General features: G+C 71.0%; 18 protein-coding genes and 1 pseudogene. 12 read left to right on the top strand and 7 right to left on the bottom strand.

Translation table 11 applies throughout. The features are described from left to right. Window positions 1-234 precede the first annotated feature (234 nt). The 4 genes from ACFYMC_RS22980 to ACFYMC_RS22965 all read left to right on the top strand — a co-directional run bounded on the left by ACFYMC_RS22980 (window position 235) and on the right by ACFYMC_RS22965 (window position 3,161). Entirely contained in the window at window positions 235-720 is a 486-nt protein-coding gene (locus ACFYMC_RS22980; protein WP_388528344.1) for a peroxiredoxin, read from the top strand. 313 nt (window positions 721-1,033) lie between these two features. Beyond that, window positions 1,034-2,026, top strand: a complete 993-nt coding sequence (dhaK, locus tag ACFYMC_RS22975; protein ID WP_388528342.1) for a dihydroxyacetone kinase subunit DhaK — start codon at window positions 1,034-1,036, stop codon at window positions 2,024-2,026. Window positions 2,027-2,145: 119 nt separating this feature from the next. Further along, on the top strand, window positions 2,146-2,751 hold the full coding sequence (gene dhaL / locus ACFYMC_RS22970; RefSeq protein ID WP_388528340.1) for a dihydroxyacetone kinase subunit DhaL: 606 nt from the start codon (window positions 2,146-2,148) through the stop codon (window positions 2,749-2,751). A 17-nt stretch (window positions 2,752-2,768) separates the two neighbouring features. Next, window positions 2,769-3,161 carry a PTS-dependent dihydroxyacetone kinase phosphotransferase subunit DhaM gene (locus tag ACFYMC_RS22965; protein ID WP_388528338.1) on the top strand — a complete coding sequence of 131 codons (393 nt, stop codon included), beginning with the start codon at window positions 2,769-2,771 and terminating at the stop codon, window positions 3,159-3,161. A gap of 19 nt (window positions 3,162-3,180) precedes the next feature. Here ACFYMC_RS22965 and ACFYMC_RS22960 read toward each other — a convergent pair whose 3' ends face one another. Next, entirely contained in the window at window positions 3,181-4,401 is a 1,221-nt protein-coding gene (locus tag ACFYMC_RS22960; RefSeq protein WP_388528336.1) for a saccharopine dehydrogenase family protein, read from the bottom strand. A 119-nt stretch (window positions 4,402-4,520) separates the two neighbouring features. On the opposite strand from ACFYMC_RS22960, the gene ACFYMC_RS22955 reads away from it, so the two are divergent. Further along, complete coding sequence (locus ACFYMC_RS22955; protein WP_388528334.1) at window positions 4,521-5,261, top strand: TetR/AcrR family transcriptional regulator; 741 nt, start codon at window positions 4,521-4,523, stop codon at window positions 5,259-5,261. 34 nt (window positions 5,262-5,295) lie between these two features. Here ACFYMC_RS22955 and ACFYMC_RS22950 read toward each other — a convergent pair whose 3' ends face one another. After that, window positions 5,296-5,670: an RNA-binding S4 domain-containing protein gene (locus ACFYMC_RS22950; RefSeq protein ID WP_388528332.1), complete on the bottom strand. Its 375-nt coding sequence runs from the start codon at window positions 5,668-5,670 to the stop codon at window positions 5,296-5,298. A gap of 147 nt (window positions 5,671-5,817) precedes the next feature. Between ACFYMC_RS22950 and ACFYMC_RS22945 the strand changes: the two genes are divergently transcribed. Continuing rightward, the gene (locus ACFYMC_RS22945; protein ID WP_388528330.1) at window positions 5,818-6,093 is read left to right on the top strand and encodes a DUF6479 family protein; all 276 of its coding nucleotides are present in this window, start codon (window positions 5,818-5,820) and stop codon (window positions 6,091-6,093) included. A gap of 135 nt (window positions 6,094-6,228) precedes the next feature. Here the strand turns inward: ACFYMC_RS22945 and ACFYMC_RS22940 are convergent, their stop codons facing one another. Together ACFYMC_RS22940 and ACFYMC_RS22935 are read right to left on the bottom strand one after the other, a co-directional pair. Then, window positions 6,229-8,334 (bottom strand): SpoIIE family protein phosphatase, encoded by a 2,106-nt coding sequence (locus ACFYMC_RS22940; protein ID WP_388528328.1) that lies wholly within the window; start codon window positions 8,332-8,334, stop codon window positions 6,229-6,231. Between the two features lie 296 nt (window positions 8,335-8,630). After that, window positions 8,631-9,695: a DUF6777 domain-containing protein gene (locus tag ACFYMC_RS22935; protein ID WP_388528326.1), complete on the bottom strand. Its 1,065-nt coding sequence runs from the start codon at window positions 9,693-9,695 to the stop codon at window positions 8,631-8,633. A gap of 458 nt (window positions 9,696-10,153) precedes the next feature. On the opposite strand from ACFYMC_RS22935, the gene ACFYMC_RS22930 reads away from it, so the two are divergent. Beyond that, window positions 10,154-11,443 (top strand): streptophobe family protein, encoded by a 1,290-nt coding sequence (locus ACFYMC_RS22930; RefSeq protein WP_388528324.1) that lies wholly within the window; start codon window positions 10,154-10,156, stop codon window positions 11,441-11,443. 70 nt (window positions 11,444-11,513) lie between these two features. Here the strand turns inward: ACFYMC_RS22930 and ACFYMC_RS22925 are convergent, their stop codons facing one another. Genes ACFYMC_RS22925 through ACFYMC_RS22915 form a run of 3 tightly spaced genes read right to left on the bottom strand, consistent with a single transcriptional unit; the run spans window position 11,514 to window position 15,592 of the window. Further along, a complete protein-coding gene (locus ACFYMC_RS22925) occupies window positions 11,514-12,500 on the bottom strand; it encodes a serine/threonine-protein kinase (RefSeq protein WP_388528322.1) in 987 nt (328 codons plus the stop codon). After that, a complete protein-coding gene (locus ACFYMC_RS22920) occupies window positions 12,500-13,180 on the bottom strand; it encodes a hypothetical protein (protein ID WP_388528321.1) in 681 nt (226 codons plus the stop codon). Before ACFYMC_RS22920 ends, ACFYMC_RS22925 begins: the two co-directional genes overlap by 1 nt. Before the next feature lie 27 nt (window positions 13,181-13,207). After that, window positions 13,208-15,592, bottom strand: a complete 2,385-nt coding sequence (locus tag ACFYMC_RS22915) for an FHA domain-containing protein (protein WP_388528319.1) — start codon at window positions 15,590-15,592, stop codon at window positions 13,208-13,210. A gap of 239 nt (window positions 15,593-15,831) precedes the next feature. Between ACFYMC_RS22915 and ACFYMC_RS22910 the strand changes: the two genes are divergently transcribed. The 5 genes and pseudogenes from ACFYMC_RS22910 to ACFYMC_RS22890 form a co-directional block, all read left to right on the top strand. Further along, window positions 15,832-16,848 carry a cation diffusion facilitator family transporter gene (locus ACFYMC_RS22910; RefSeq protein WP_388528317.1) on the top strand — a complete coding sequence of 339 codons (1,017 nt, stop codon included), beginning with the start codon at window positions 15,832-15,834 and terminating at the stop codon, window positions 16,846-16,848. 375 nt (window positions 16,849-17,223) lie between these two features. Then, on the top strand, window positions 17,224-17,703 hold the full coding sequence (locus ACFYMC_RS22905) for an NUDIX domain-containing protein (protein ID WP_388528315.1): 480 nt from the start codon (window positions 17,224-17,226) through the stop codon (window positions 17,701-17,703). Window positions 17,704-17,740: 37 nt separating this feature from the next. Then, on the top strand, window positions 17,741-18,991 hold the full coding sequence (locus tag ACFYMC_RS22900) for a Tm-1-like ATP-binding domain-containing protein (RefSeq protein WP_388528313.1): 1,251 nt from the start codon (window positions 17,741-17,743) through the stop codon (window positions 18,989-18,991). A 144-nt stretch (window positions 18,992-19,135) separates the two neighbouring features. After that, on the top strand, window positions 19,136-20,866 hold the full coding sequence (locus tag ACFYMC_RS22895) for a protein kinase (protein ID WP_388528311.1): 1,731 nt from the start codon (window positions 19,136-19,138) through the stop codon (window positions 20,864-20,866). Continuing rightward, window positions 20,863-21,573 (top strand): annotated as a pseudogene (locus ACFYMC_RS22890) (hypothetical protein); the annotation flags it as partial. The gene ACFYMC_RS22895 and the pseudogene ACFYMC_RS22890, both read left to right, overlap by 4 nt. Between the last annotated feature and the right edge of the window lie 11 nt (window positions 21,574-21,584).

Genomic DNA, 21,584 nt, shown 5'->3' with positions numbered 1-21,584 from the left:
ACCCACCACCACCCCCCTCCTCCTCCTCAACCTCCCCACCTAAAACCCCCACCCCACCGGGGCGGTGCCGGGTCGGGAGTTGAGAGCGGTCGGGGCAGGGCACGACCCGCGCGCCTCTCGGTCCACGAGGCATCCGCCCGACGGCACAACCGCGATCACCACGGGCACCCGCAACGAAACGACGTACCCCAGGACGCCGCCCGGCACGTTCACCACCAAGAGAAGGCAGAACCAGTGGCTCGAACTCCCGTCGTCAAAGAGACGGTCGGCGACTTCTCCCTACCCGGGGGATACCTCGACGAAGACCGATTCGTGCGGTCTGACTACGTCCTGTCCGCCCAACGCGGAGCACCGGTCGTGCTCGCCTTCTACCCGGGTGACAACACACCCGTGTGCACGGCCCAGTTGTGTTCCTACTCGGACGGTCTGGAGTCCCTCCAGAGCACCGGGGCGACCGTGTGGGGCATCAGCCCGCAGACCCTCGACAGCCACGAGCGATTCGCACGGGCCCGCGGGCTGCGCATCCCTCTGCTCACGGACGGTGACCGCGAGGTGACCCGGTCCTTCGGGATCGATGCGCCGCTCATCGGTCTACGCCGCTCGGTCTTCATCATCGCGCCCGACGGACGCCTCCACTGGAAGCGCGTGGGGACCTTCGGCGCCACCTTCCCGCCGGCTGCCACCCTCTCCCGACACCTTCTCGACCTCGATTCGTCCTGACCCGATCCCCCGGCGTCCACACATGTGGCTCAAACCCGCGGCCCGTCGACCGCGACCGTGAGTTTGCCACGCCCAAGGCCGCGCTTGCCGCACTCCCGCGGCGGACTTGGCCTACCTTCAGAGAACGACAACGGGAAGCGCACCGGCGCATCCCACGAAGTGTGCCTACTACGACGGCGGCGACTCCTCAGCTTCCGCACCCCCGGAGTTCCGCTGGCCGGCGCAAAGGACCCTCGGCCCCAGCGCGAGCTCCCTGTCTGAGCTGGAACACGGCGCTCAGCAAGACGCTCGAAACGCCTCCCGGGAGACGACCATGAGGATGTTGATCAACGTACCGGAGACCGTCGTGGCGGACGCCCTACGAGGTCTGGCCGCAGCCCACCCGACCCTACGGGTGGACGTCGACAAGCGCCTGGTGGTGCGCCGGGACGCGCCCGGGGCGGGCCGGGTGGCTGTCGTGTCGGGAGGCGGGTCGGGGCACGAGCCCCTGCACGCCGGGTTCGTCGGGCCCGGGATGTTGTCGGCAGCCTGCCCCGGCGAGGTGTTCACCTCTCCGGTGCCGGACCAGATGCTGCGGGCCGCGGCGGCCGTGGATGGGGGTCGGGGGGTGGTCTTCGTCGTGAAGAACTACACCGGCGACGTCCTCAACTTCGAGATGGCGGCCGAGCTGGCCCAAGAAGAGGGGATCCGCGTGGAACGGGTCCTCGTCAACGACGACGTGGCGGTCACGGACAGCCTCTACACCGCCGGGCGGCGGGGCACCGGGGCAACCCTGTTCGTGGAGAAGATCGCCGGTGCGGCGGCGGAGGAGGGGGCTCCACTGGAGCGCGTCGCCGCCCTGGCCCGCCAGGTCAACGACTGCTCGCGCAGCTTCGGCGTGGCCCTCGACGCCTGCACCACTCCCGCCAAGGGCAGCCCCACTTTCGACCTGCCGCCGGGGGAACTGGAGTTGGGGGTGGGCATTCACGGGGAGCCGGGCCGCGAGCGGCGCGGGATGATGACCTCTCGGGAGATCGCGGACCTCGCCGTGGACGCGGTCTTGTCGGACCTGCGTCCATCCGGCCCGGTGCTGGCGCTGGTCAACGGGATGGGCGCCACACCTCTGTTGGAACTGTACGGATTCAACGCGGAGGTGCACCGGGTGCTCGCCGAACGGGGAGTCCTTCTCGCGCACACCTTGGTCGGGAACTACGTGACCTCGCTGGACATGGCCGGCTGCTCGGTCACGCTCTGCCAGGTGGACGAGGAGCTGTTGCGCCTGTGGGAGGCACCGGTCGAGACCGCCGCGCTGCGCTGGGGTCGTTGACCGGTCAGCGGGGACACGTCCCGTCGTCGGGCTCCCCCACCCTTGACGCACGATGTTCCCGCCGCCGGCACGCCAGGGACGTAGGGTGGCGGCCGGGGCGACCTGACGAAGGAGGACACGTGCGAGACGTTGGCTTCTTCCGCAGCTGGCTGAGGGCGATGGCGGCATCGGTGGACCGTGAGGCCGCCTGGCTCACCGAGTTGGACTCTCCCATCGGCGACGCCGACCACGGCAGCAATCTCCAGCGCGGTTTCGCAGCCGTGCTCGCCGCATGGGAGGAGGACCCCCCGACAGCCCCGGGGGATGCACTCCGGTCGGCCGGACGGACCTTGATCTCCACGGTCGGCGGCGCCTCCGGCCCGCTGTACGGGACGCTTCTCAGGCGTGCCGGAAAGGAGCTCGGCGAGGCTACCGAGGTCACGGACTCCCAGTTGCGCGAGGCCCTGTTCGCAGGTGTGACCGCGGTGGCCCAACTGGGTGGTGCCGCACCGGGCGAGAAGACCATGCTCGACGCGTTGGTTCCGGCCGTGGCCGCGCTCTCCACGTCCTACCAGGCGGCGGCCCGCGCCGCCGAAGAAGGAGCGTTGGCCACGGTCCCGATGCTGGCCCGCAAGGGCCGGGCCAGCTACCTGGGTGAACGCAGCATCGGCCACCAGGATCCCGGGGCCACCTCTTCGGCCCTGCTCTTTCGAACCCTGGCGGACACTGCTGCGGGGGCGTCTTGAAGGAGAGCCGGGGGGTCGTGGGGATCGTGCTGGTCTCACACAGTGCGCCGGTCGCCGAAGCGGTGGCGGACCTGGCTCGGGGCCTGGCTGGTTCCCCGGCCCAACTCCCGCTCGAAGCAGCCGGCGGGGGACCCGACGGCGGACTCGGAACCAGCGCGGAGCTGATCAGCTCGGCCGCCTGGGCCGCCGACCGCGGCGCGGGAGTGGCGCTGATCGTCGACCTCGGGAGCGCGGTCCTGACCGTGAAGACACTGCTGGCCGAAGGCGACGGGCTTCCGACCGGTAGCCGGCTGCTGGACGCTCCCTTCCTGGAGGGCGCGGTCGCGGCGGCCGTGACCGCGGGCGCGGGTGGCGACCTCGACGAGGTCGCCACCGCGGCGGAGGGGGCCTACGCCTACCGCAAGCGGTAGGCGTAGGCCTCACGACTGATCACTGCTCGCGCATGCCCCAAGGGGAGCCGTACTCGTTCAGCTTGTCCAGGAACGGGAGCGGCGCAAATGCCTCCGGTCCCAGGACGCCGGCGCCGGTCCAAGTACCGGAAGCGATCAGCTCCAAGGCGATCACCGGGTTGATCGCGGTCTGCCAGACGACGGCCTGGGAGCCGTATTCGCGCATCGACCATTGGTTGTCGACCACGTGGTAGAGGTACACCTCTCGCGGAGCACCGTCCTTGACCCCCTTCACCCAGGTGCCGGCGCAGGTCTTGCCGGTCATCCGGTCGCCGAGGGTGGCCGGGTTCGGCAGGCAGGCTGCGACCACGTCCCGTGGGGACACACGGACAGGCCCACGATCGCTCTGCACCGTGACGGGTTCGGTGCGGTCCAGGCCGAGCTCGTGCAGGGTCTTCAACTTGCCGATGAAGTCATCGCCCAGGCCGTACTTGAAGGTGACGCGGTCTGCCTTGACCCAGCGGGGTACGAGCAGGACCTCCTCGTGCTCCACGTTGACGCATTCCACGGGGCCGATGCCTTCGGGAAAGTCGAAGACCTCGGGCTCGCTGAAGGGCTCGGTGGTGAACCAGCCGCGTTCCGCTTCGTAGACCACGGGCGGGTTCAGGCATTCCTCGATGGTCGTCCAGATGCTGAAGGAGGGAGCGAAGTCATATCCCTCAACCGTGAGGTTCGCCCCGTCTCGGATGCCGACCTCTTCGATCCGGTCGAAGAGTTCGTCGGCGGCGTAGCGGGCGAAAACGTCGGACAGGCCCGGCTCGACGCCGATGCCCACGAGTGCCAGCAGGCCGGCCTTCTCCCATGCGTCGGAGCGCGCGAACTGGGCGTCGCCGAGCTTGACCCCGCACTCCTCGTAGGGGCGCTCGGGGTGGGGGTGGGACAGGGACATCGCCATGTCGAGGTAGTGCGCGCCGGCACTCTCGCAGGCCGCGAAGAGCGGCATCACGAAGCGCGGGTCGGCTGCGTTGAGCAGGACGTCGCACTGCTGTTCCGCCAGCAGGTCACCGACGGCCTTCTCGTCGGAGGCGTCGATGCGGTGGGCACTGAAGCGGTTCTCACCCGCCCCCAGGGCCGCCACCGCGGCCTCGGCTCGGGAGAGGTCGTAGTCGGCCACGGCGATGTGGTCGAAGAAGGTGCGGCGGGCGGCGATCCGAGTGATCGCGGTTCCCACACCGCCGGCTCCCACAAGTAGTACACGCATGACGTCACCCTTCCTCGGATTCGGCGCTCGCGCCTCTTGGGGCGAGATGAAACTCGTGGGCCCTGGTTAACGTCAACCTTGTTGGCATAAGCTCCCCCCGGACGCAGGAAGGGGTGACCATGGGTAAGCAAGTGGTGGCGGAATCCGCACGGCGGCGACGCAGACCGACCAAACAGGGCACGGTCCTCACCGAGGCGCACATCGTGGAGACGGCCCTGCGGGTGTTGCGCGAACACGGGAGCGCGGGGCTGACCGCGCGCCGACTCGGTGCGGCACTCGGTGCGGACCCCAGCACCCTCTACCGGTACTTCGCCGGGATGGACGAGCTCACCTTGGCCATCGGCGAGGAGCTGATCGGCCGCGCGCTCAGCGGGTGGCTGCCGGGCGGCGACTGGCGCGAGGGCCTGCGTGAACTCGGCCTACGCATCCACGGCGCCTATCTGGCGCACCCCCAGGCGGCTGTGCTGACCGCCAGCCGGGTGTCCGGGCGCCCACGCGAGATCGAGGCCGACGAGGCGATCCTGGGGGTACTGCGGACGGCTGGGTTCCCCGACCGGGCCGCGGTGCGGATCTACCACGCCTTCATCGACCAGACCCTCGCCTTCGCCGCACTGGACGCGGCATCCCTGGCCCTGGGCCGCAGAGCCAGGGAGTCGGACGAGGAAAGGTGGGAGTCGACCTACGCGAAGCTACCCGCCGACAGTCATCCCCACATCGCGGCGACAGCGGGCCTTCTGTCGGCACGGATGAAAGACAGCGCCTACCCGGCCGCCCTGGACATGCTGCTGCACAGCGCCGCCACCCAGTTGGCGGCGGCCCGGGCAGCGGACCGGGGCGCCAGCGGAACGTCCGCCCGCTGAGAGGGGGGCTCCCGGCGAGCCGACCAGCACTCCATCAGCGACCGCGCAGTTGCTCCAGGTCCCGACGCTCCCGCTTGGTCGGCCGACCCGCACCGCGATCACGGATTCCGGTCGCGGCCAGTTCCGTCCGGCTGGGAGGCGGAGGGCTGTTGTCGACGAAGCACTCGGCTGCCACGGGAGCACCGACCCGCTTGGCGATCACCCGGCTGACCACGACGATCCGCTCCCGACCCGCGTGGACGAGTCGCACCTCGTCGCCGACCTTCACCGGCTGGGCGGGCTTGGCCCGGTCACCGTTGACCTTCACATGGCCGGCACGGCACGCGGTGGCAGCCGACGACCTGGTCTTGGTCAGCCGTACCGCCCAGATCCAACTGTCGACCCGCGCCGTGTCCTCTGCTGCTGCCATGACCCGACTCTAGAGCAGGGCCAGGGCCAGGTCGCCGCGTTTTGTGTCCTCGGCCCGGACTGCGCCGCGCGGACCAGCGGTGCACAGCCGAACAAACGATCTACCATTTCCGACATTATTAACATTTCCATCGGGTATCCCTGAGGTATGGACACAGAGACGCTCGCCAACATCGCGCCCATGTTCCTCGTCGGAATAGCCATCTCCGGCTTCCTGCTCGCCGCGTTCTGGTGGGGCGTGAGGCTCTACGCGAAGAGGCTCCCGACGCCCACCCCGGAGAGCCAGCCGCACCGCGAACCGGGCGGCCCGGTCTGGGACACGAGCTACGGTGATCGCGAACCCGCGGAGATCCCCCAGGGCGGCCTGTGGCCGCACGAGATGATGGGCTACGGGAACTTCGGCTCCCGACCCACCCATCCCTGACCCGCCCGGCCCCGGGGGCCCACGCGCAGGTCTGTCCACCGGCCGGCGCGGGGGTCCCGTTCGCGTGCGGGCCGGCAGACGCAGCCCACCGCGGCAGCGGTTCACGCAGACGCCCCAGCCCACCCGCCCCAGCCACTACTCAGCAGGGCGGGCCGGGGGCGTGGGCGAGCCCACCTCGAACTCGCACCACACGCTCTTCCCACCGCCCCGCGCCTGCACGCCCCAGTCGGCCGCCAGACGGTCCACCAGCAGCAGTCCGCGCCCGGAGGTGCCCCAGTCATCGGCCTGCCGCCGGCGCGGCAGAGCACTGGAGCTGTCGTCCACCTCCACCCGGATCCGCCCCGCCGCGGTGAGCCGGGCCGTCAGCCGAGCCGCGCCCTCCGTGTGCACCAGAACGTTGCTCATCAACTCGTCCGCGGCCAACACGATCTCGTCCGCACTGCCACGGGCGCCCCACGCCGAGGCCGCCGCCCTCAACATGTGACGGGCGGCCACCGGCCCGGCCGGGTCTCCGGGGATCAGCCGCATCTGCAGAGGTCCCCCTCCCTTGATGGTGGAGGGCCCCCGTCGGCGCAGCAGGAGCAGTGCCATGTCATCGGCACCGCCCTGGTCACCGGGCAGGGAGCACAGGAGCTCGGCGAGCGGCTCCAGTTCGACGGGGGCCGCCTGCACCGTGTCCATCAGGCGCTGCAGGCCCACGTCGGGATCGTCCCCCGGGACCTCCACCAGGCCGTCCGTACACAACAGAAACGTGTCACCGGGGTGGAGTTCGATGGTGGTCACCGGATAGCCGGTGGCACCGGCACCGCCCGGCCCCGTATGCAGTCCGAGCGGGAGCCCGCCCGCCACCGGAATCCGGTGACACGAGCCGTCCCCCCGCCGCACCAGCGGGTCGAGGTGCCCCGCCCGCACCACCTGGAGCATGCCGGTGGTCGGATCGGCCTCGGCGTAGGTGCAGGTGGCGAAGCGTTCGGTGTCGAGGTCCCGCAGGAAGGCCGAAGCCCGGGCCATCGCCGTGCCCGGCGTGTGGCCTTCGGTGATGTAGGCGCGCAACACGATGCGCAGCTGCCCCATCACGGCCGCCGCGTTGGTGTCATGGCCCTGGACATCACCGATCATCACGCCGACCCGGCCGTCGGCGAGGGGGATCACGTCGTACCAGTCCCCGCCGATGTCCCGGCCGAGGCCGGCGGCCCGGTAGCGGACGGCGATCTGTACGCCCGGCACCTCCGGAACCGCGCGCGGCAGCATCGCGCGCTGGAGTCCTTCGGCGAGGTCGTGCTCCTGTTCGTAGAGCATCGCCCGCTTGAGGCTCTGTGCGATACCGCTGCCAAGGGCGAGCAGCAAGTTTCGCTCCTCCCGACTGAACTCCGCGTCCCTGGAGTAGAGCAGGCCGAGTGCGCCGATCGGACGCCCCTGAGCGATCAGCGGCAGGTACACGCCGCTGCACACGGAGAGCGGCTCGATGTAGGGCCACAGGCGCGGGTAGCGGTACTGGAAGTCGTCTCGGGTCCGCAGGAAGACCGGCTGCATGGTGCGCACGGCCTCGCTCATCGGGAACCCGTCTTCGATCCTCGTGTACTCGATCTCGGGCGCGTACGAGCCCAACCGCCCTTCCGCCACCAGGTGGATCCTCCCGCCCTCCACCACGCCCAGCATCACGCTGACCGCGCCCAGGTGCCCCAGTGCCTCGGGGTCCTTCAGCACGTCGGTGACGTCGGTGACCGTGCGGGCGTGCGCAAGGATCGCGGTGGTCCGTTCCACCACTCCGGTGAACCTGCGCCGGGCCTCGTGCTGGTTGTTCTGCGGGCCGTGCAGGTTCGGATCCACGCGGTCCAAGGAGGCGTCCCGGACGATCCCGATGATGCGGTACGGGCGGCCGGCAGCGTCGCGCAGGATGTGTCCCTGGATGTGTGTCCAGCGGGAGCTGCCGTCGCGGCGACGGATGCGGAAGTAGGCCCCGTACTGACTGCGGCCCGACTTGAGGGCTTGCGAGACCCGTCCGTCGAGTCGGGCGTCCTCCGTGGGGGAGATCCGCTGGCGCAGTCCGGCGGGGGTGCCGCCGTACTCCCGCTCGGTCAGCTCGAACACGTCCAGGGCAGCGGGGTCCAGGTGCATCTGTCCGCTGTCGAGGTCCCAGTCGAAGGTGCCCATCCGGTTGAGCGCAAGGCTACGGTCCGGCGAGGCGGGCCACTCGTCCGGCGGCGGGGCGGAGGCCGGCGGCGCTCCCTGGTCGGCCATGGAGCCACTCTCTCACCGATCCGGTGCGCTGCGCGCGCGAGGCGACCTGCCGAGGGCATCAGCCCCCGTGCCGGCCGGTGGACCGCGCGGGGGCACCAGGCCGGGCGCATTGGAATCGCCCGGTGACGCCCCTACGACGGTGTGTGCGCACCGGCCCGCGAGCGCGCTCGGGGTGGGCCGAACGGGCCGCCGAAGGAACGTCCACCGGGGACGGCGCGCAGTCGGCGCCGCCCCGCGAGGTCAGTTCGGGGATCGGGGTCCTTCCAACACCGAGCCGAAACGGCTGCCCCGGGCGCTCAACCGGACGGTGGCGCGCTCTGCGCGCTGACCGGTACCGAGGCAGTGGCCGGCTGGCCCTGGCTGGAAGCCGCTGAGCTGGACGCGTCAGCGGCCTGCGAGGACACGGGGGCGGATCCGGACGACGGCGGGGAGGCGGACTGGGTGGTCGGTGCGGAGCTCGATTCGGACGGCGGTGCGGACTCCGACCGGGAAGTGGGCGGCGGCGAGGTCGTGTCCGAATCTGAGCGTGAAGGAGACTGCGAAGCGGACGTAGTCCCGGTGGGTTGCGAGGGCGTCATGGAGGTCAGCCCCGGCTCGGGCTGCTCATGGCGCTTCGGCTCCGGCACCACGCGGTCCATGTGCCCGTCGTGGTCGCCGCTCTCGCGGGAGACCCACTGCCCGTCCTGACGGTCGTAGATGACGAAGTCCGTCACCGGCTGCGGAGCCGGTGCGATGACGACGGTCTGGGTGGGCCGGTAACCGGGCCAGGCCGTGCCCGCGGGTTTCGGCGTGCCCTGGACGGCCACCGGTTGGCCGAGCGGGTTCCCGCAGGCGCAGCGCACCCGCGGCACACCCCGGTCGTCGACCAGCACGGCCGTGCCGGCTTGGAGGACGGCCTGGTACGTGGTTGCTTTCCCGTCCTGGTAGCCGTGGTTGGTGACCCTGGTGTCCAGGCTCAGTAGCAGGGGGGTCAAGGAACGCAGGTAGCTCTGGACGCCGGCTGGTTGAATGCCGAGCACCGAGGCGAAGGCGCGGTTCTTGGACGGCTCCGCTAGCAGGGCCCTGATCTGCTTCTCCACATCGCAGGCCGCCACGTTCATGCTGCCGCCGTACACACCCGCCGTGGCACCGCTCACGCTGCGGGTCGTCTGGTTCCCGGTGGGCTGCGCCGGAGGGGGACTGCTGCCGGAAGCCGACGGCTGCTGCTCCTGCACCGCCGCGTCGTTCGCGGAGGAAGAGGTGTAGGGGTCCGGACCGGTCGCGGACACCGGCTCCAAGAAGATCTCGCCCGCGGCCTGGTTGGAGGACCCGCCTCCGTCGCCACTCGTTCGGCTCAGTACGAGCGCCAGCACCACGGCCACCACGACCACCGTGCCGGCCAGTGCGGCCAGACCGATCGGCGTGCGGTACCACTTCGGCCCGGGTCCACTGCCTGGCCCCTCCGGGCCCTGCGGCCCTCCGCCGCCCGGCCCTCCTGGAGGGCCTCCAGGAGGGCCCGAGGGGGGCTCGGAGGCCTGGGTGGGGGGCGGTTCGGACGACCCGGAGAGCGGGCCGGAAGGCGGCCCCTTGGGAGGAACGGACGGGGGTTCGGAGGGGCGGCCGGAAGACGGTTCGGTGGTCACGGGATCCTCTTCCGAAGGGCGCCCTGGGGCGCTGGTGTTCGGTTGCACCGGCCATTCGAGCCGGCTCGTTCGGCACCGACCATTGTGTGTGGCCTCACGGTTGCTTCCGCAACCGGGAACGCCATGGCCGTCAGCGCCTCGGCACTGCCCGGCAGGCGCCCAGGACGCGCGCTGCCTACGGTGGGAGGGTGAGCCGAATGGCAGCGAACGCTGAAGGACGCACACCGGAAACGACCGGCGGTGGCAGCTGGACAGGCTGGCGGGACGCGCTGGTGGCGGTGGTCTCCGCCTTTCTGGCGATGTTCGCGCTGGCCGCTGCGGGACTCGCAGCCGCCGGCGCGGGGCAGTTGCCCAGTGGCTCCTTCCCCAGCGTGCTGGCCGCGGTCGTGGTGATGGCGGTCGGCGGTTGTGTGGAAGTCTCCGGCAACGCCGGGTTTCTGGCCGATGCAGACGCACAGATCTCCTTCCTTCCGCTGTCGGTGACCTTGTGCGGTGCGCTGGTCCTCGCCTACTGCTTCCTTCGCCCCCTGCGGCACCACGCCACGGCCCCGGCCGGCATGCTCCTCATCCGGGCGGGCCAGTTGGCCCTGCTGTGGCTACTCGCGCTGGGCGGCATCGCAGCGGCGGCCCGCCACAGCTTCGCCATCGACACCGGTGACTCCCCGGTCGGGCAACTCGGTGAGATCTTCGGCCTCTCACCGACGGTGGGCTTTCGTACTGCCGTGCTGCCCACGCTCTTCTTCGGCCTGCTGTGGCTCCTCGGCGTACTGCTGGTGGCCCTGTTGGTCTCTCGTGGGGCACCTCTGCCGCCCCGGCTGGTGCGCTTCCAGCAGTCGGTGCGCCCGGCCGCCTTCGGCATGGTCTTCCTGTTGTTGTCCTACGTCGTGGTGGGACTCGTGGTGGGGCTGGTCGTTGCCGCAACCCAAGGCCACGGCGTCGAAACGCTCGCCGTGATCCTGCTGGGCCTGCCCAATCTCGCGTGGCCGGCACTCACCCTCGGACTGGGCGGCGCCTGGCAGGGACGGGTGGATGGCCCCTTCGGGCTGCCGATGCCGCCGGCTCTGGACGACGTGCTGCGCACTTCGGAGTTGTCGCAGTTGGACGTGGCAACCCTCGCGGACCACGACGGACGGGCGGTGTGGTTGATCGCCGTGGCGGTCGTGCTCCTCCTGGCCGCGGCGTTCCTCACCGCGGTCCGTTCCCCGGCCTCGATGCGGCCGTGGCAGCATGCTCTGCATGTCGCGGTGGCCCTCGTGCTCACCGTGCTGATGATCTGTCTGACCGGCAGGATCCACGCCCAGTTCGGCCTCTCCCTGCTGGGCATCGGTGACGTCGGTGGACTGGGTGGGGTCGTGGACCTACAGGCCCAACTGTGGCGCAACCTGGGCGTCGCCCTGCTGTGCGGCGCCGTGGCGGGGTTCCTCGGCGCCGTTGCCGCAACCAGGGTGCGGCGGCGGGGCGAGAGCACACGGTCCCGGCCGAACTGATCGCGCCAGGGCCAACCACTCACGGGCGGCCCGTGGGGCGAGCAGATCCGGTCGCGGCACAAGTGCTCGCTCAGCCCAGAACCGGAAGGGCCCAGGGGGGCGGCGGCGGTGGCCCGGTGTCCTTGGCTGCGGGCCGCTCGGCATCGCGCAGGGGTGCGGTGGCCAGTACGGTTGCGGGGTGCGGCGGCGTGCTGCGAACACTCAGCCGACGCAGCGCGGTCACGAACTCCTGGCAGGTGTCGTACCGCTGGGCGGGGCGCTTGGCCAACGCAGTGGACATCACCTCGTCTGCCTCCGGTGGGAGTTCGGGACACCCCTCGCTCAGGGCCGGTGCACTGTCGTACTGGTGCGCCCACAGGAGCGCCATGTCGGTGTCACGCTGGAAGGGCGGCCGGCCGGTCAGCATCTCGTACACCACGCAGCCCAGGCTGTAGACGTCGCAGCGCCCGTCGACGGGCGCCCCGGAGATCTGCTCCGGCGAGACGTAGTCGAGGGTGCCCACGAACTGCCCCACAGTGGTGAACCCGGTCAGGGACAGGGACTTCTTCGTCAGGCCGAAGTCAGTGAGGTACACGTGTTCGGGATGGTCGCTGTCGGTGCCCTCAGCCACCAGGATGTTCCCGGGCTTGACGTCCCGGTGGACGAGGTCATGGGCATGGGCGGCATCGAGCGCGGAGGCCACCTGCCCGGCGATGCGCACGGTGGTGGCGAACGGTAGGTGCCCGGCGCGCCGCAGCAGGGCGCACAGGTCCTGCCCGGGAACGTAGCGCATGGCGATGTAGAGCAGCCCGTCGCTCTCCCCCGCCGCGAAGATCGGCACGATGTGGGGGTGGTCGATGGCCGCGGCGACCTTGGACTCGTGGGTGAAACGACCCCGGAAGGAGTCGTTTCGGGCGAGCTCGGGGGCGAGGAGTTTCAGGGCAACGGTGCGGTCCAACCGCAGGTCGTGGGCACGGTAGACGATGGCCATGCCGCCGCGGCCGATTTCCTGTTCCACCTGATAGCCGGCGAACTCACGGCCGAGCAGATCGGCGGGTCGGGTGGGCGTTGGGTCCATCAGCGCTCATTTCGGCCAGGGCCGGCGGGGGGTGCGGGGGCATCGTCACCCGTCACGGTCAGCTCCGCGGCCCGAGCCCCGGCGCCCTGCCGTCCCGGGGGCTCACCGGATCCGTCCGCTCCCCGCGCCGCGTCAAGGTCGCCGGAGGACTCCGCGGCCCCAGCTGCTCCGGGGCCCGAGGTGACAGCGTAGGTGGCCATCCGACCGCCGTCGCTGTACATCCAGCGGCCGGCCGCTTCGTCGTAGAGCCAGATCGACTCGCCGTCGATGACCACGCCGACCCGCAGGCCGCGGGTGCCCTGGCGAAACCCTCCGGCGTCCAAGCTGCCCGAGGCCAGTTCATCACTGGCACGCCGGTAGCGGGCGAGTGCCTCGGTGGTCCGGGCGAGCAGGGGCGAGGGGTCTTCGCTGCGCGCGGCGGGCCCACTTGCTCGGGGCGGGGCCGCGGGCATGGACACCAGCAGTCGGCCGTCGACCCAGGCCGACCAGCCGTTGACACAGACGATCTGTGCCCAGGCGCCCTGCCGGGCGAGGAGCTGTACGGGCAGGTAGCGATCCAGCGGGGTGGTGGGGCGGGAGGTGTCAGGGGACTCCCAGGCGGACAGCCCGTCCTGGGGCACCACATGGGTGGGGCGGAAGTCCCAGCCCGCAGGCAGGGCCACCGACTGGTCGGTGCTCATGATCGACACCTCCGTTCCTCGCTGGGGTCATTTGCGCATGATGGCCGGTTCGTGGCCGCGCAGCAGCCGGGACACAAGGAACCAGAGAAGGGCGGAGAGGACGACGAGCATCCCCATGTTGAGCAACCAGATGCCGGTGGAATGGGCGAAGAGCGGATCGGAGGTGAGCTGGCCCGGGACGATGCGCCCCAGGTCGATGGTGCCGGCCATGGCCCCCAGGGCCCAGCGGGAGGGCACCAGCCAGGAGAACTGCTCCAGCACCGGAACACCGTCCAGTTGGAGGAGGGCGCCGCAGAAGACCACCTGGACGATGGCGAGGAGGACCAGCAGCGGCATCGTGACCTCCTCCTTGCGCACCAGGGCAGAAACGAGCAGGCCCAGCATCATCGCCGTGAAGGACAGCAGAGCCACCGCGAGGGTGATTTCAAGCAGCGGCGGCATCAGCACGCCCCGTCCGCCGGGAGCATTGAGATCGACGCCGAGGAGCCCGACCAGGGTCAGGACGATCGCCTGCGCGATCGTCACCGTGCCGAGCACCACCACCTTGGACATCAGGTAGGCCGATCTGGAAAGGCCGACCGCCCGCTCCCGTTGGTAGATCACGCGTTCCTTGACGAGTTCACGCACAGCGTTGGCCGCGCCGGTGAGCACGCCGCCGACACAGAGGATGAGGAGGGCGTTCAGAGCGGTCTCACGGGTCAGCGTGCCACCAGCGAGCGCTCGCGCCATGGCACCCATCACGAAGGGCAGGGCGATCATGATGGCGAGGAAGGTGCGGTCGGCAGCCAGGGCAGCTGCGTATCGGCGGACGAGGGTACCCAGTTGGGCGCCCCAGCTCTGGGCCTTGGGCGGGGGCGGGACGAACCCGGCCACCTCGGAGGGGCGAGAGGCCTCGCGGCGCGCGGCGGACCTGGCGACGTAGCGCTGGTGGAAGGCCGAGGCGCGGTACTCCGCCGCCCAGTCACGGCCCTGTTCGGTCTCGAAGGCTTCGAAGGCCTCGGGCCACTGCCCGTAGCCGAAGAAGCCGAGGGTCTCATCCGGCGGCCCGTAGTAGGCGATCCGACCACCGGGAGCGAGGACGAGCAACCGGTCGCACACGTCCAGGCTGAGCACGCTGTGGGTGACGACGATGACCGTGCGGCCGTCATCGGCCAGGCCTCTGAGCATATGCATGACCGAGCGGTCCATGCCGGGGTCCAGGCCCGAGGTGGGTTCGTCCAGGAAGAGCAGCGAGGGCTTGGTCAGGAGTTCCAGGGCGACCGAAACACGTTTGCGCTGCCCCCCGGAGAGGCTGTGGATGGGCTGGTCCGCGCGCTGCACGAGGCCGAGTTCGCCGATCACCTCGGTGACCCGGGCGGCGCGCTCCGCGGCGGCGGTGTCCTGGGGGAAGCGGAGCTCGGCCGCGTAGGTCAAGGCGCGGCGCACGGTGAGCTGAAGGTGCAGGATGTCGTCCTGCGGCACCAGGCCGATGCGCTGGCGTAGTTCGGCGTAGTCCCGGTAGAGGTCGCGCCCGTCGTAGAGGACGGTGCCCTGGTCGGCGGGCCGCAGTCCGGTGAGGGCTCCGAGCAGGGTGGACTTGCCCGCACCGCTGGGCCCGACGACCGCCAGCAGGCACTTCTGCCCCACCGGGAAGGAGACGTGGTCGAGGAGTACCTTGCCCTGACCGACGGTGACGGCGAGATCCTGGGCGTCCAAGGTGACCTCGCCGGTGTCGACGTACTCCTCCAGCCGGTCACCGACCAGGCAGAAGGCGGAGTGGCCGATGCCGATCACGTCCTCGGGTCCCACGGGGGCGGCGCCGTCGATGCGTGCTCCGTTGAGGAAGGTGCCGTTGTGGCTGCCGAGGTCGACGATCTCGAATCCGGCTTGTTGGACACGGAGTTCCGCATGTCGTCGGGAGACTGTCAGATCGTCCACGACGAGGTCGTTCTCGGGGGCACGCCCGATCCGGACCACCTGCGAGGGCAGCTCGAAGACCGCGGTGGGGCGGCGGAAGGTACCGGTCGTCTCCGGCCCGGCGAAGAGGAAGGTGTTCCCCCGGGCGGCGCCCGGCGGCGGTGCCGCGGCGGCGGGTGGCGGGGGCGGCGGTTCACGGCCGAGGAGTACCGCCCGGGGGCCGTCCTCGACGCTACCGAAGCGCATGACGCTTCCCGCGCCCACGTCCCGTACGTGTACGCGCTGCCCGTCGGCGAAGGTGCCGTTGGTGCTGTGCTCGTCCTCCAGCGTCCAGTGGTCGCCCTCGGGGCGCAGCACCGCGTGGTGCCAGGAGACCCGCGCGTCGTCGAGGAAGATCTCGCTCAGCGGATCCCGTCCTATGTGGTACGTCCGCCCCGGCTCCATCACGGTGGTGCCCCCGACGGTCTTGAAGACGAGTTCGGGCACCGGGGGCGTGCTGATCGGACGCGACACCATGAGCTTGATTTTAGCCGCGGCAGCGCCCGGGCGCCTGGCACCGCAGTTGCCGAGCTACTCCCGACGCCTTGATATCGCCGCAGGTCAGAGCGTTGTTATCGGAGATGACAACGGTGACCGATGCAGCCTTTGCCGTTCTTCGTCAGGTGCGCTTCACTGCACCCGTCGGGACCCCACGAGGGGCCCTGGTACGGCAGGGCGGCTCTGCGTAGCCGCAGACCGGAAGGGCGCGGGACACCATGAGCGAACACGACCACGACCACGCGGGAGCGCCCGGAACCGGCTCACACGCCGGGCACTCGCACGCCGTCGCCGAGAACGCCGACCGCCGCTGGCTGGGCATCGCTCTGACGCTCATCGCCTCCTTCATGGCGGTCGAGGTGGTCGTCGGTGTCCTGGCGCAGTCGCTGGCGTTGATCTCCGACGCCGCGCACATGCTCACCGACGCCGCGTCCATCGTGCTCGCACTGATCGCCATGCGCTTGGCGGCACGACCGGCGCGTGGCGGTTTCACGTACGGCCTCAAGCGGGCCGAGATACTCTCCGCCCAGGTCAACGGGCTGACCCTGCTACTCCTCGCGGCATGGCTGGCCTACGAGGCGGTGCGTCGCCTGATCGACCCGCCGGCCGTGGAGGGCGCTCTGGTGCTGGTCACCGCGCTCGCCGGCATCGTGGTGAACATCGCTGCGGCCTGGTGCATCTCCAAGGCCAACCGCACCTCCCTGAACGTCGAGGGCGCCTACCAGCACATCCTCAACGACCTGTTCGCGTTCATCGGAACGGCCGTGGCCGGACTGATCGTCCTGACCACCGGATTCGTCCGGGCGGACTCCATCGCCACGCTGGTGGTGGTCGCGCTGATGGTCAAGGCGGGTTACGGGCTGCTCCGGGAGTCCGGCCGGATCTTCATGGAGGCCGCACCGGCCCACCTCGACCCCGACGTGGTCGGCGACCGGCTCGTCTCGCAAGCTCCCGTGACCGAGGTCCACGACCTGCACATCTGGACGATCACCTCCGGTCAAGCGGCCCTGTCCGCACATGTGCTGGTCGCGCAGGACGGCGACTGCCACGCGGTGCGGCGGGAACTGGAGCAGCTCCTCGACAAGGAGTACGGCATCACGCACACCACTCTTCAGGTAGACCACGCACAGGAGAGCCTTTTGGCGGTGGGACGGGCCGGGGAAGCCTCCTGGGACGGCGGCCACTGCACCGACCCGCACGGGCCGGTACACCTGAACGGGCCGCACGGGCACTGATGTACGGGGAGCCTTGATGTCGAGGGCGGCGGCACTGTTGGGAAGCCTGTCCTTGCTTCCGTTCCGCTCCGGACGCGCCCACGCCTCCCTCCGGCCGCGAGCGTCACGTTGTCGCCCCTTCCCCCACACACCCAAAGGTGCACGACAGCTCCGCTGCCGGCGCGTCCGTCGGACTGCGGCGGTACTCGGACGCCCGATCCGAGCGAAAGGCGCCCACGCCTCACCAACCAGCCTGACAGCAGGTGAAGACGAAGAACCACCGGCCAAGAGCACTGCGGACCGTCCTGGGGGCGAATCGCAGCCCGTCGCCCCGCCAGGCGGGTGCTTCGTCTCCACCCCGGCCTCAAGGACGGGGTATCCACGAAGGAGAACACGATGAAACAGAAGCGCAGCGCCGGTCTGTTGCTATTCCGCCGCGAAGGCTCTGACGTGCACGGGCTGGAGGTGCTGATCGGCCACATGGGCGGACCGCTGTGGGGGCACCGCGACGCGGGTGCCTGGTCCATCCCCAAGGGCGAGTACGGGCCCGAGGAAGCCGCCGTCGACGCGGCGCGGCGGGAGTTCACCGAGGAAGTGGGTCTGCCGGCCCCACCGGGCCCCTACCTGGAGCTCGGGGAGGTCACACAGGCCAGCGGCAAGATCGTAACGGTCTGGGCCGTGGAGGCGGATCTGGACCCCGCGCTGATGGTGGCGGGCACCTTCCTCATGGAGTGGCCCCGCGGGTCGGGCGTGCGGCAGGAGTTCCCGGAGCTGGACCGGGTCGGCTGGTTCACCCCACAAGCTGCCCGCTCCCTGCTGATCACGTCACAGAGCGTGTTCTTGGACAGACTGGCCGAGCAATTGACCGGTCGTTGACTTGCCAGCGCGTCCTCGCAGGTCGACAGTGCAGTTCATGGCGATCGTGGCGTTGCTGGGGACCTTGGACACCAAGGGCATCGAATACGGCTGGTTACGGAAGCGGCTCCTGGCGGCAGGGGTGGAGGTGCTCCTCATCGATGCCGGCGTGATCGGGGAGCCGAGGGTACCGGCGGACGTACCGCGGGAAGCGGTGGCCGCCGCTGCCGGACTGGACCTGGCGCGCTTGCGCGCCGCCGGAGACCGAGGTGCAGCCGTGACGGCGATGGCGGAGGGCGCCGAGCGCACCGTCCTACGGCTGCACGCCGAGGGTCGACTGCACGCACTGCTGGCGATCGGCGGCAGCGGCGGAACCTCCATCGCGACCCGGGCGATGCGGGCCCTGCCGCTGGGCGTACCCAAGCTGATGGTGTCCTCGATGGCCTGTGGGGACGTCACTTCGTACATCGGGGCCAGCGACATCACCATGATGTACAGCGTCGTCGACATCGCCGGGATCAACCGCATCTCGGCTCCCGTGTTGGCCAATGCGGCGGACGCGGCTGCCGGGATGGCCCGCGGGTTCGCCCGGAACCCACCACCGGCCGTGTTCGGCACCGGCGGACGGCCGCTGGTGGCCGCCAGCATGGCCGGGGTGACGACCGCGGGGGTGGACGCGGCCCGTGAGCGGCTGACCGAACTCGGCTACGAGGTGCTGGTCTTCCACAGCAGCGGTTCGGGCGGGCGGACCCTGGAGTCACTCGCCGGCGAGGGGCACTTCGCGGGGGTGCTGGACCTGACGCTCAGCGAGGTGGCGGACCACCTGTGCGGCGGACTCCTGGGGTCCGGCGCGGGCCGGTTGACCGCGGCTGGGCGCCGGGGCGTACCACAGGTGGTGAGCCTGGGCGCCCTGGACATGGTGAAGTTCGGCCCACCGCACACCGTTCCCGAGCATCTGCGCGGGCCGGAGCGCCGGATGCGGGTGCACAACCCGTCGGTGACGGTCATCCGGACCACCCGGTCCGAGTGCAGGCGGCTGGGCAGGGAGGTGGCCGACAAGCTGCGGGCGGCCGTCGGCCCCACCGCGGTGTGCGTACCGCTGCGCGGGTTGTCCACCCTCGGCCGGCCGGGAGGCCCCTACCACGACCCCGACGCCGACCGAGCGCTGTTCGGCGCTCTGCGGGACGGACTGTCCGGTGGCCGTACCGAACTGATCGAGTTCGACACCCACATCAACGACCCCGCCTTCGGTCGGGCCGCCGCACAGCGACTGCACCACATGATCGCCACGGTTGCCCCCGCGGCGTAGTCGACCGAAGGCCGCGCGGCCCTCCCGCCAGCCGTCCAGTTCGACCGCGACCGGCGGGAACCGGCCGATGGCCGGGACGTGTCTGTCCTGTCAGCGGATGCGGACGGCTCACGGCACGGCGGGACAGCCCGCCCGGGGGACGCGATGAACACGTGGAAGGTCCCGGGATACACCGAAACCAGGGAGCTCGGCGCCGGCGCCGGCGGGCGCGTGGTGCTCGCCGTGCACGAGGCCACCGGTGTGGCGGTCGCCGTGAAGTACCTCGCGGAACACCTGCGCACCGACCAGAGGTTCACCGGCGGGTTCCGCACCGAGGCGGAGCTGCTCGGCGCGCTGGAGAGCCCGTACGTGGTGCGCCTGTACGAGTACGTGGAGTCCGCCCGGGGCGCCGCCATCGTCATGGAACTCGTCGACGGAGTGGCGCTGCGGGCCCTGCTCGTCCACGCGGGGAGAACGCAACCCGAACCCGCCCTGCTGGTACTGAAGGGCTCCCTGCTGGGCCTGGCCGCCGCGCACCGGGCGGGGGTGGTGCACCGCGACTACAAGCCGGAGAACGTGCTGGTGGCCGCGGACGGCTCCTCGAAGCTGGTGGACTTCGGGATCGCGGCAAGTGAGGGGAGCACGAAGGGGGTTGCGGGTACCCCCGCGTACATGGCTCCGGAGCAGTGGCGGGGCGCACCGGCCTCGGCGGCCACCGACGTGTACGCGGCGACGGCCGTGTTCTACGAGTGTCTGACCGGTCGCAAGCCTTACAGCGGGGGGAACTTCGCGGAGCTTGCCCTCCAGCACGTCAGCGCTCCGGTGCCGCTCGGCGCCGTACCACAAGCCCTTCAGCCCCTGGTGCGGCGCGGCTTGGCGAAGGACGCGGCCGAGCGGCCGGCGGACGCCGAGGCCTTCGTCGCCGAGCTGACGGCCATCGCGGGTGAAGCGTACGGGCCCCACTGGGAGGAGCGGGGACAGCGTCGACTGGCCGCGCTCGCTGCCCTGGTGCCCCTGTTGTTCCCCTCCGCGGCCGGGCCACCAGCTGGTGGGAGCAGCTCGCTGGCCGCCACCACGCTGAGGAACCCCGGACGGGGCGGTCTGCGCCCGGGGCGGCGCGGGCTGCTCGCCACCGGGGCGGCCCTGGTCACGGGCGGCCTGCTGCTGTTCGCGGCACAGGCGTCCGGCGGGGAACTCGGCGGGCGATCTACCTCCCGGTCCTTCGCCACCACCGTGGCTGGCACGGCGCGGCCCACGGACTCGCCCGCGGCAGACGTGAGCCCCCGGGACCGGCCCACGCCCTGGGGTCCGGTCGAGGAACCACCGGCTCCCACGAACTCGCCGGCCGGTGTCCCCACGGGCACCGCGCACCCCTCCGCCACACCGGGGGCAACTCCTTCGGCCCCGCCCGCGTGGTCGGTGCCCAGCCCGGCCGAGCCTGCCGCCAGTACGCCGAGCGCTTCCTCACCCACCGACACACCACCGTCGACCACCAGCGCCATCCCGTCGCCTTCGCCGCACGCCGAGCCGGCCACCCCCTCGCCCGGCGGGGGCAGTCCATCCCCGCCGGTACAGGTCCTGTCCAGCGAGGTGACCTCGCTGCGGCAGACCGGACCGAGCACTGCCGACGCCACCTTCACGGTCACCGCGAACGACACCCGCGCGGTGGTGGTCACCGTCCAGTGGTTCTCCGGGAACGCCCAGGGCGGACCCGGCGCACCGGACGGGCCTGCCACGACGTACCGCCGCAGCGGCGCCGTCCAGTACCGCCTGTCGTCGAAGCACACCTTCCGCGACGACCACTGCCACTGGGCCGTGCGGATCAGTACCGTGCCAGCGGCCGATCCGGACGCCTCCTGGGCACAGATCGCCACCAGGAGGTGTGAGCTACGTTGAACGATCCCGAGGGCTCCGCGCCTCGCACCCCGGACCCCGCTCAGGACACGGACTACAGCGCTACCGCACTGGCCAGCCACTGGATCGAACACGGCACCGCGGTGAGCTGCGCGCCGGTGCCGCCGGACGGGGCCGAGGGCCCCGTGCTGCGTTTCGGACCCGGTGTCACCGCCCACACGGCGCGCACCACCGGGCCCTACGCCACGTCCTCGGCCGGGCCCGCCTGGCCCGGCGCCACCACGGCCCCCCGGCGGCGCCCTCCGTTCGCCGCTCTGCGCCAGTACGCCCTGGCCGCCTCGGTGCTGCTCGCCGTCCTTGTCTACCTGGGCTGGAAGCACCTGGCGCCGGAGGTCGAGGTGGGCCAGATCAGCGTGAGCGCTCCGGGCGATCCGGTGGGGTGTGGTGCGACGGCCGGACTCACCGCGGTCCTGCGCACCAACGGCCGCCCCGGCACCCTGGTCTACCGGTGGGTACGCAACGACGGTTCCCGTTCGCCCTTGTTGAGCGAACGGGTGGCATCAGGCCAGCGCGAGGCCAGGTTGCGGTTGTTCTGGAGCTTCCGCGGCGAGGGCGTCTACCGTGCGCGGGCGGAGATCCAGCTGCTCTCCCCCGCCCGCCGAACGGCAACCGCCGCTTTCCGGTACCGGTGCGCCGACCCCACCGCGCCGCCCGAGGGGGGTGCCGCGGGAGCCGACGGGAGGGGATGACACGGGCCTTT

Origin of the sequence: Streptomyces sp. NPDC006879 (assembly GCF_042869595.1) — a bacterium.
In the GTDB taxonomy this organism is placed as follows: domain Bacteria; phylum Actinomycetota; class Actinomycetes; order Streptomycetales; family Streptomycetaceae; genus Streptomyces.
The sequence above is the reverse complement of the archived record's forward strand: the minus strand, read 5'-3'. Positions and strand labels throughout refer to the sequence as shown.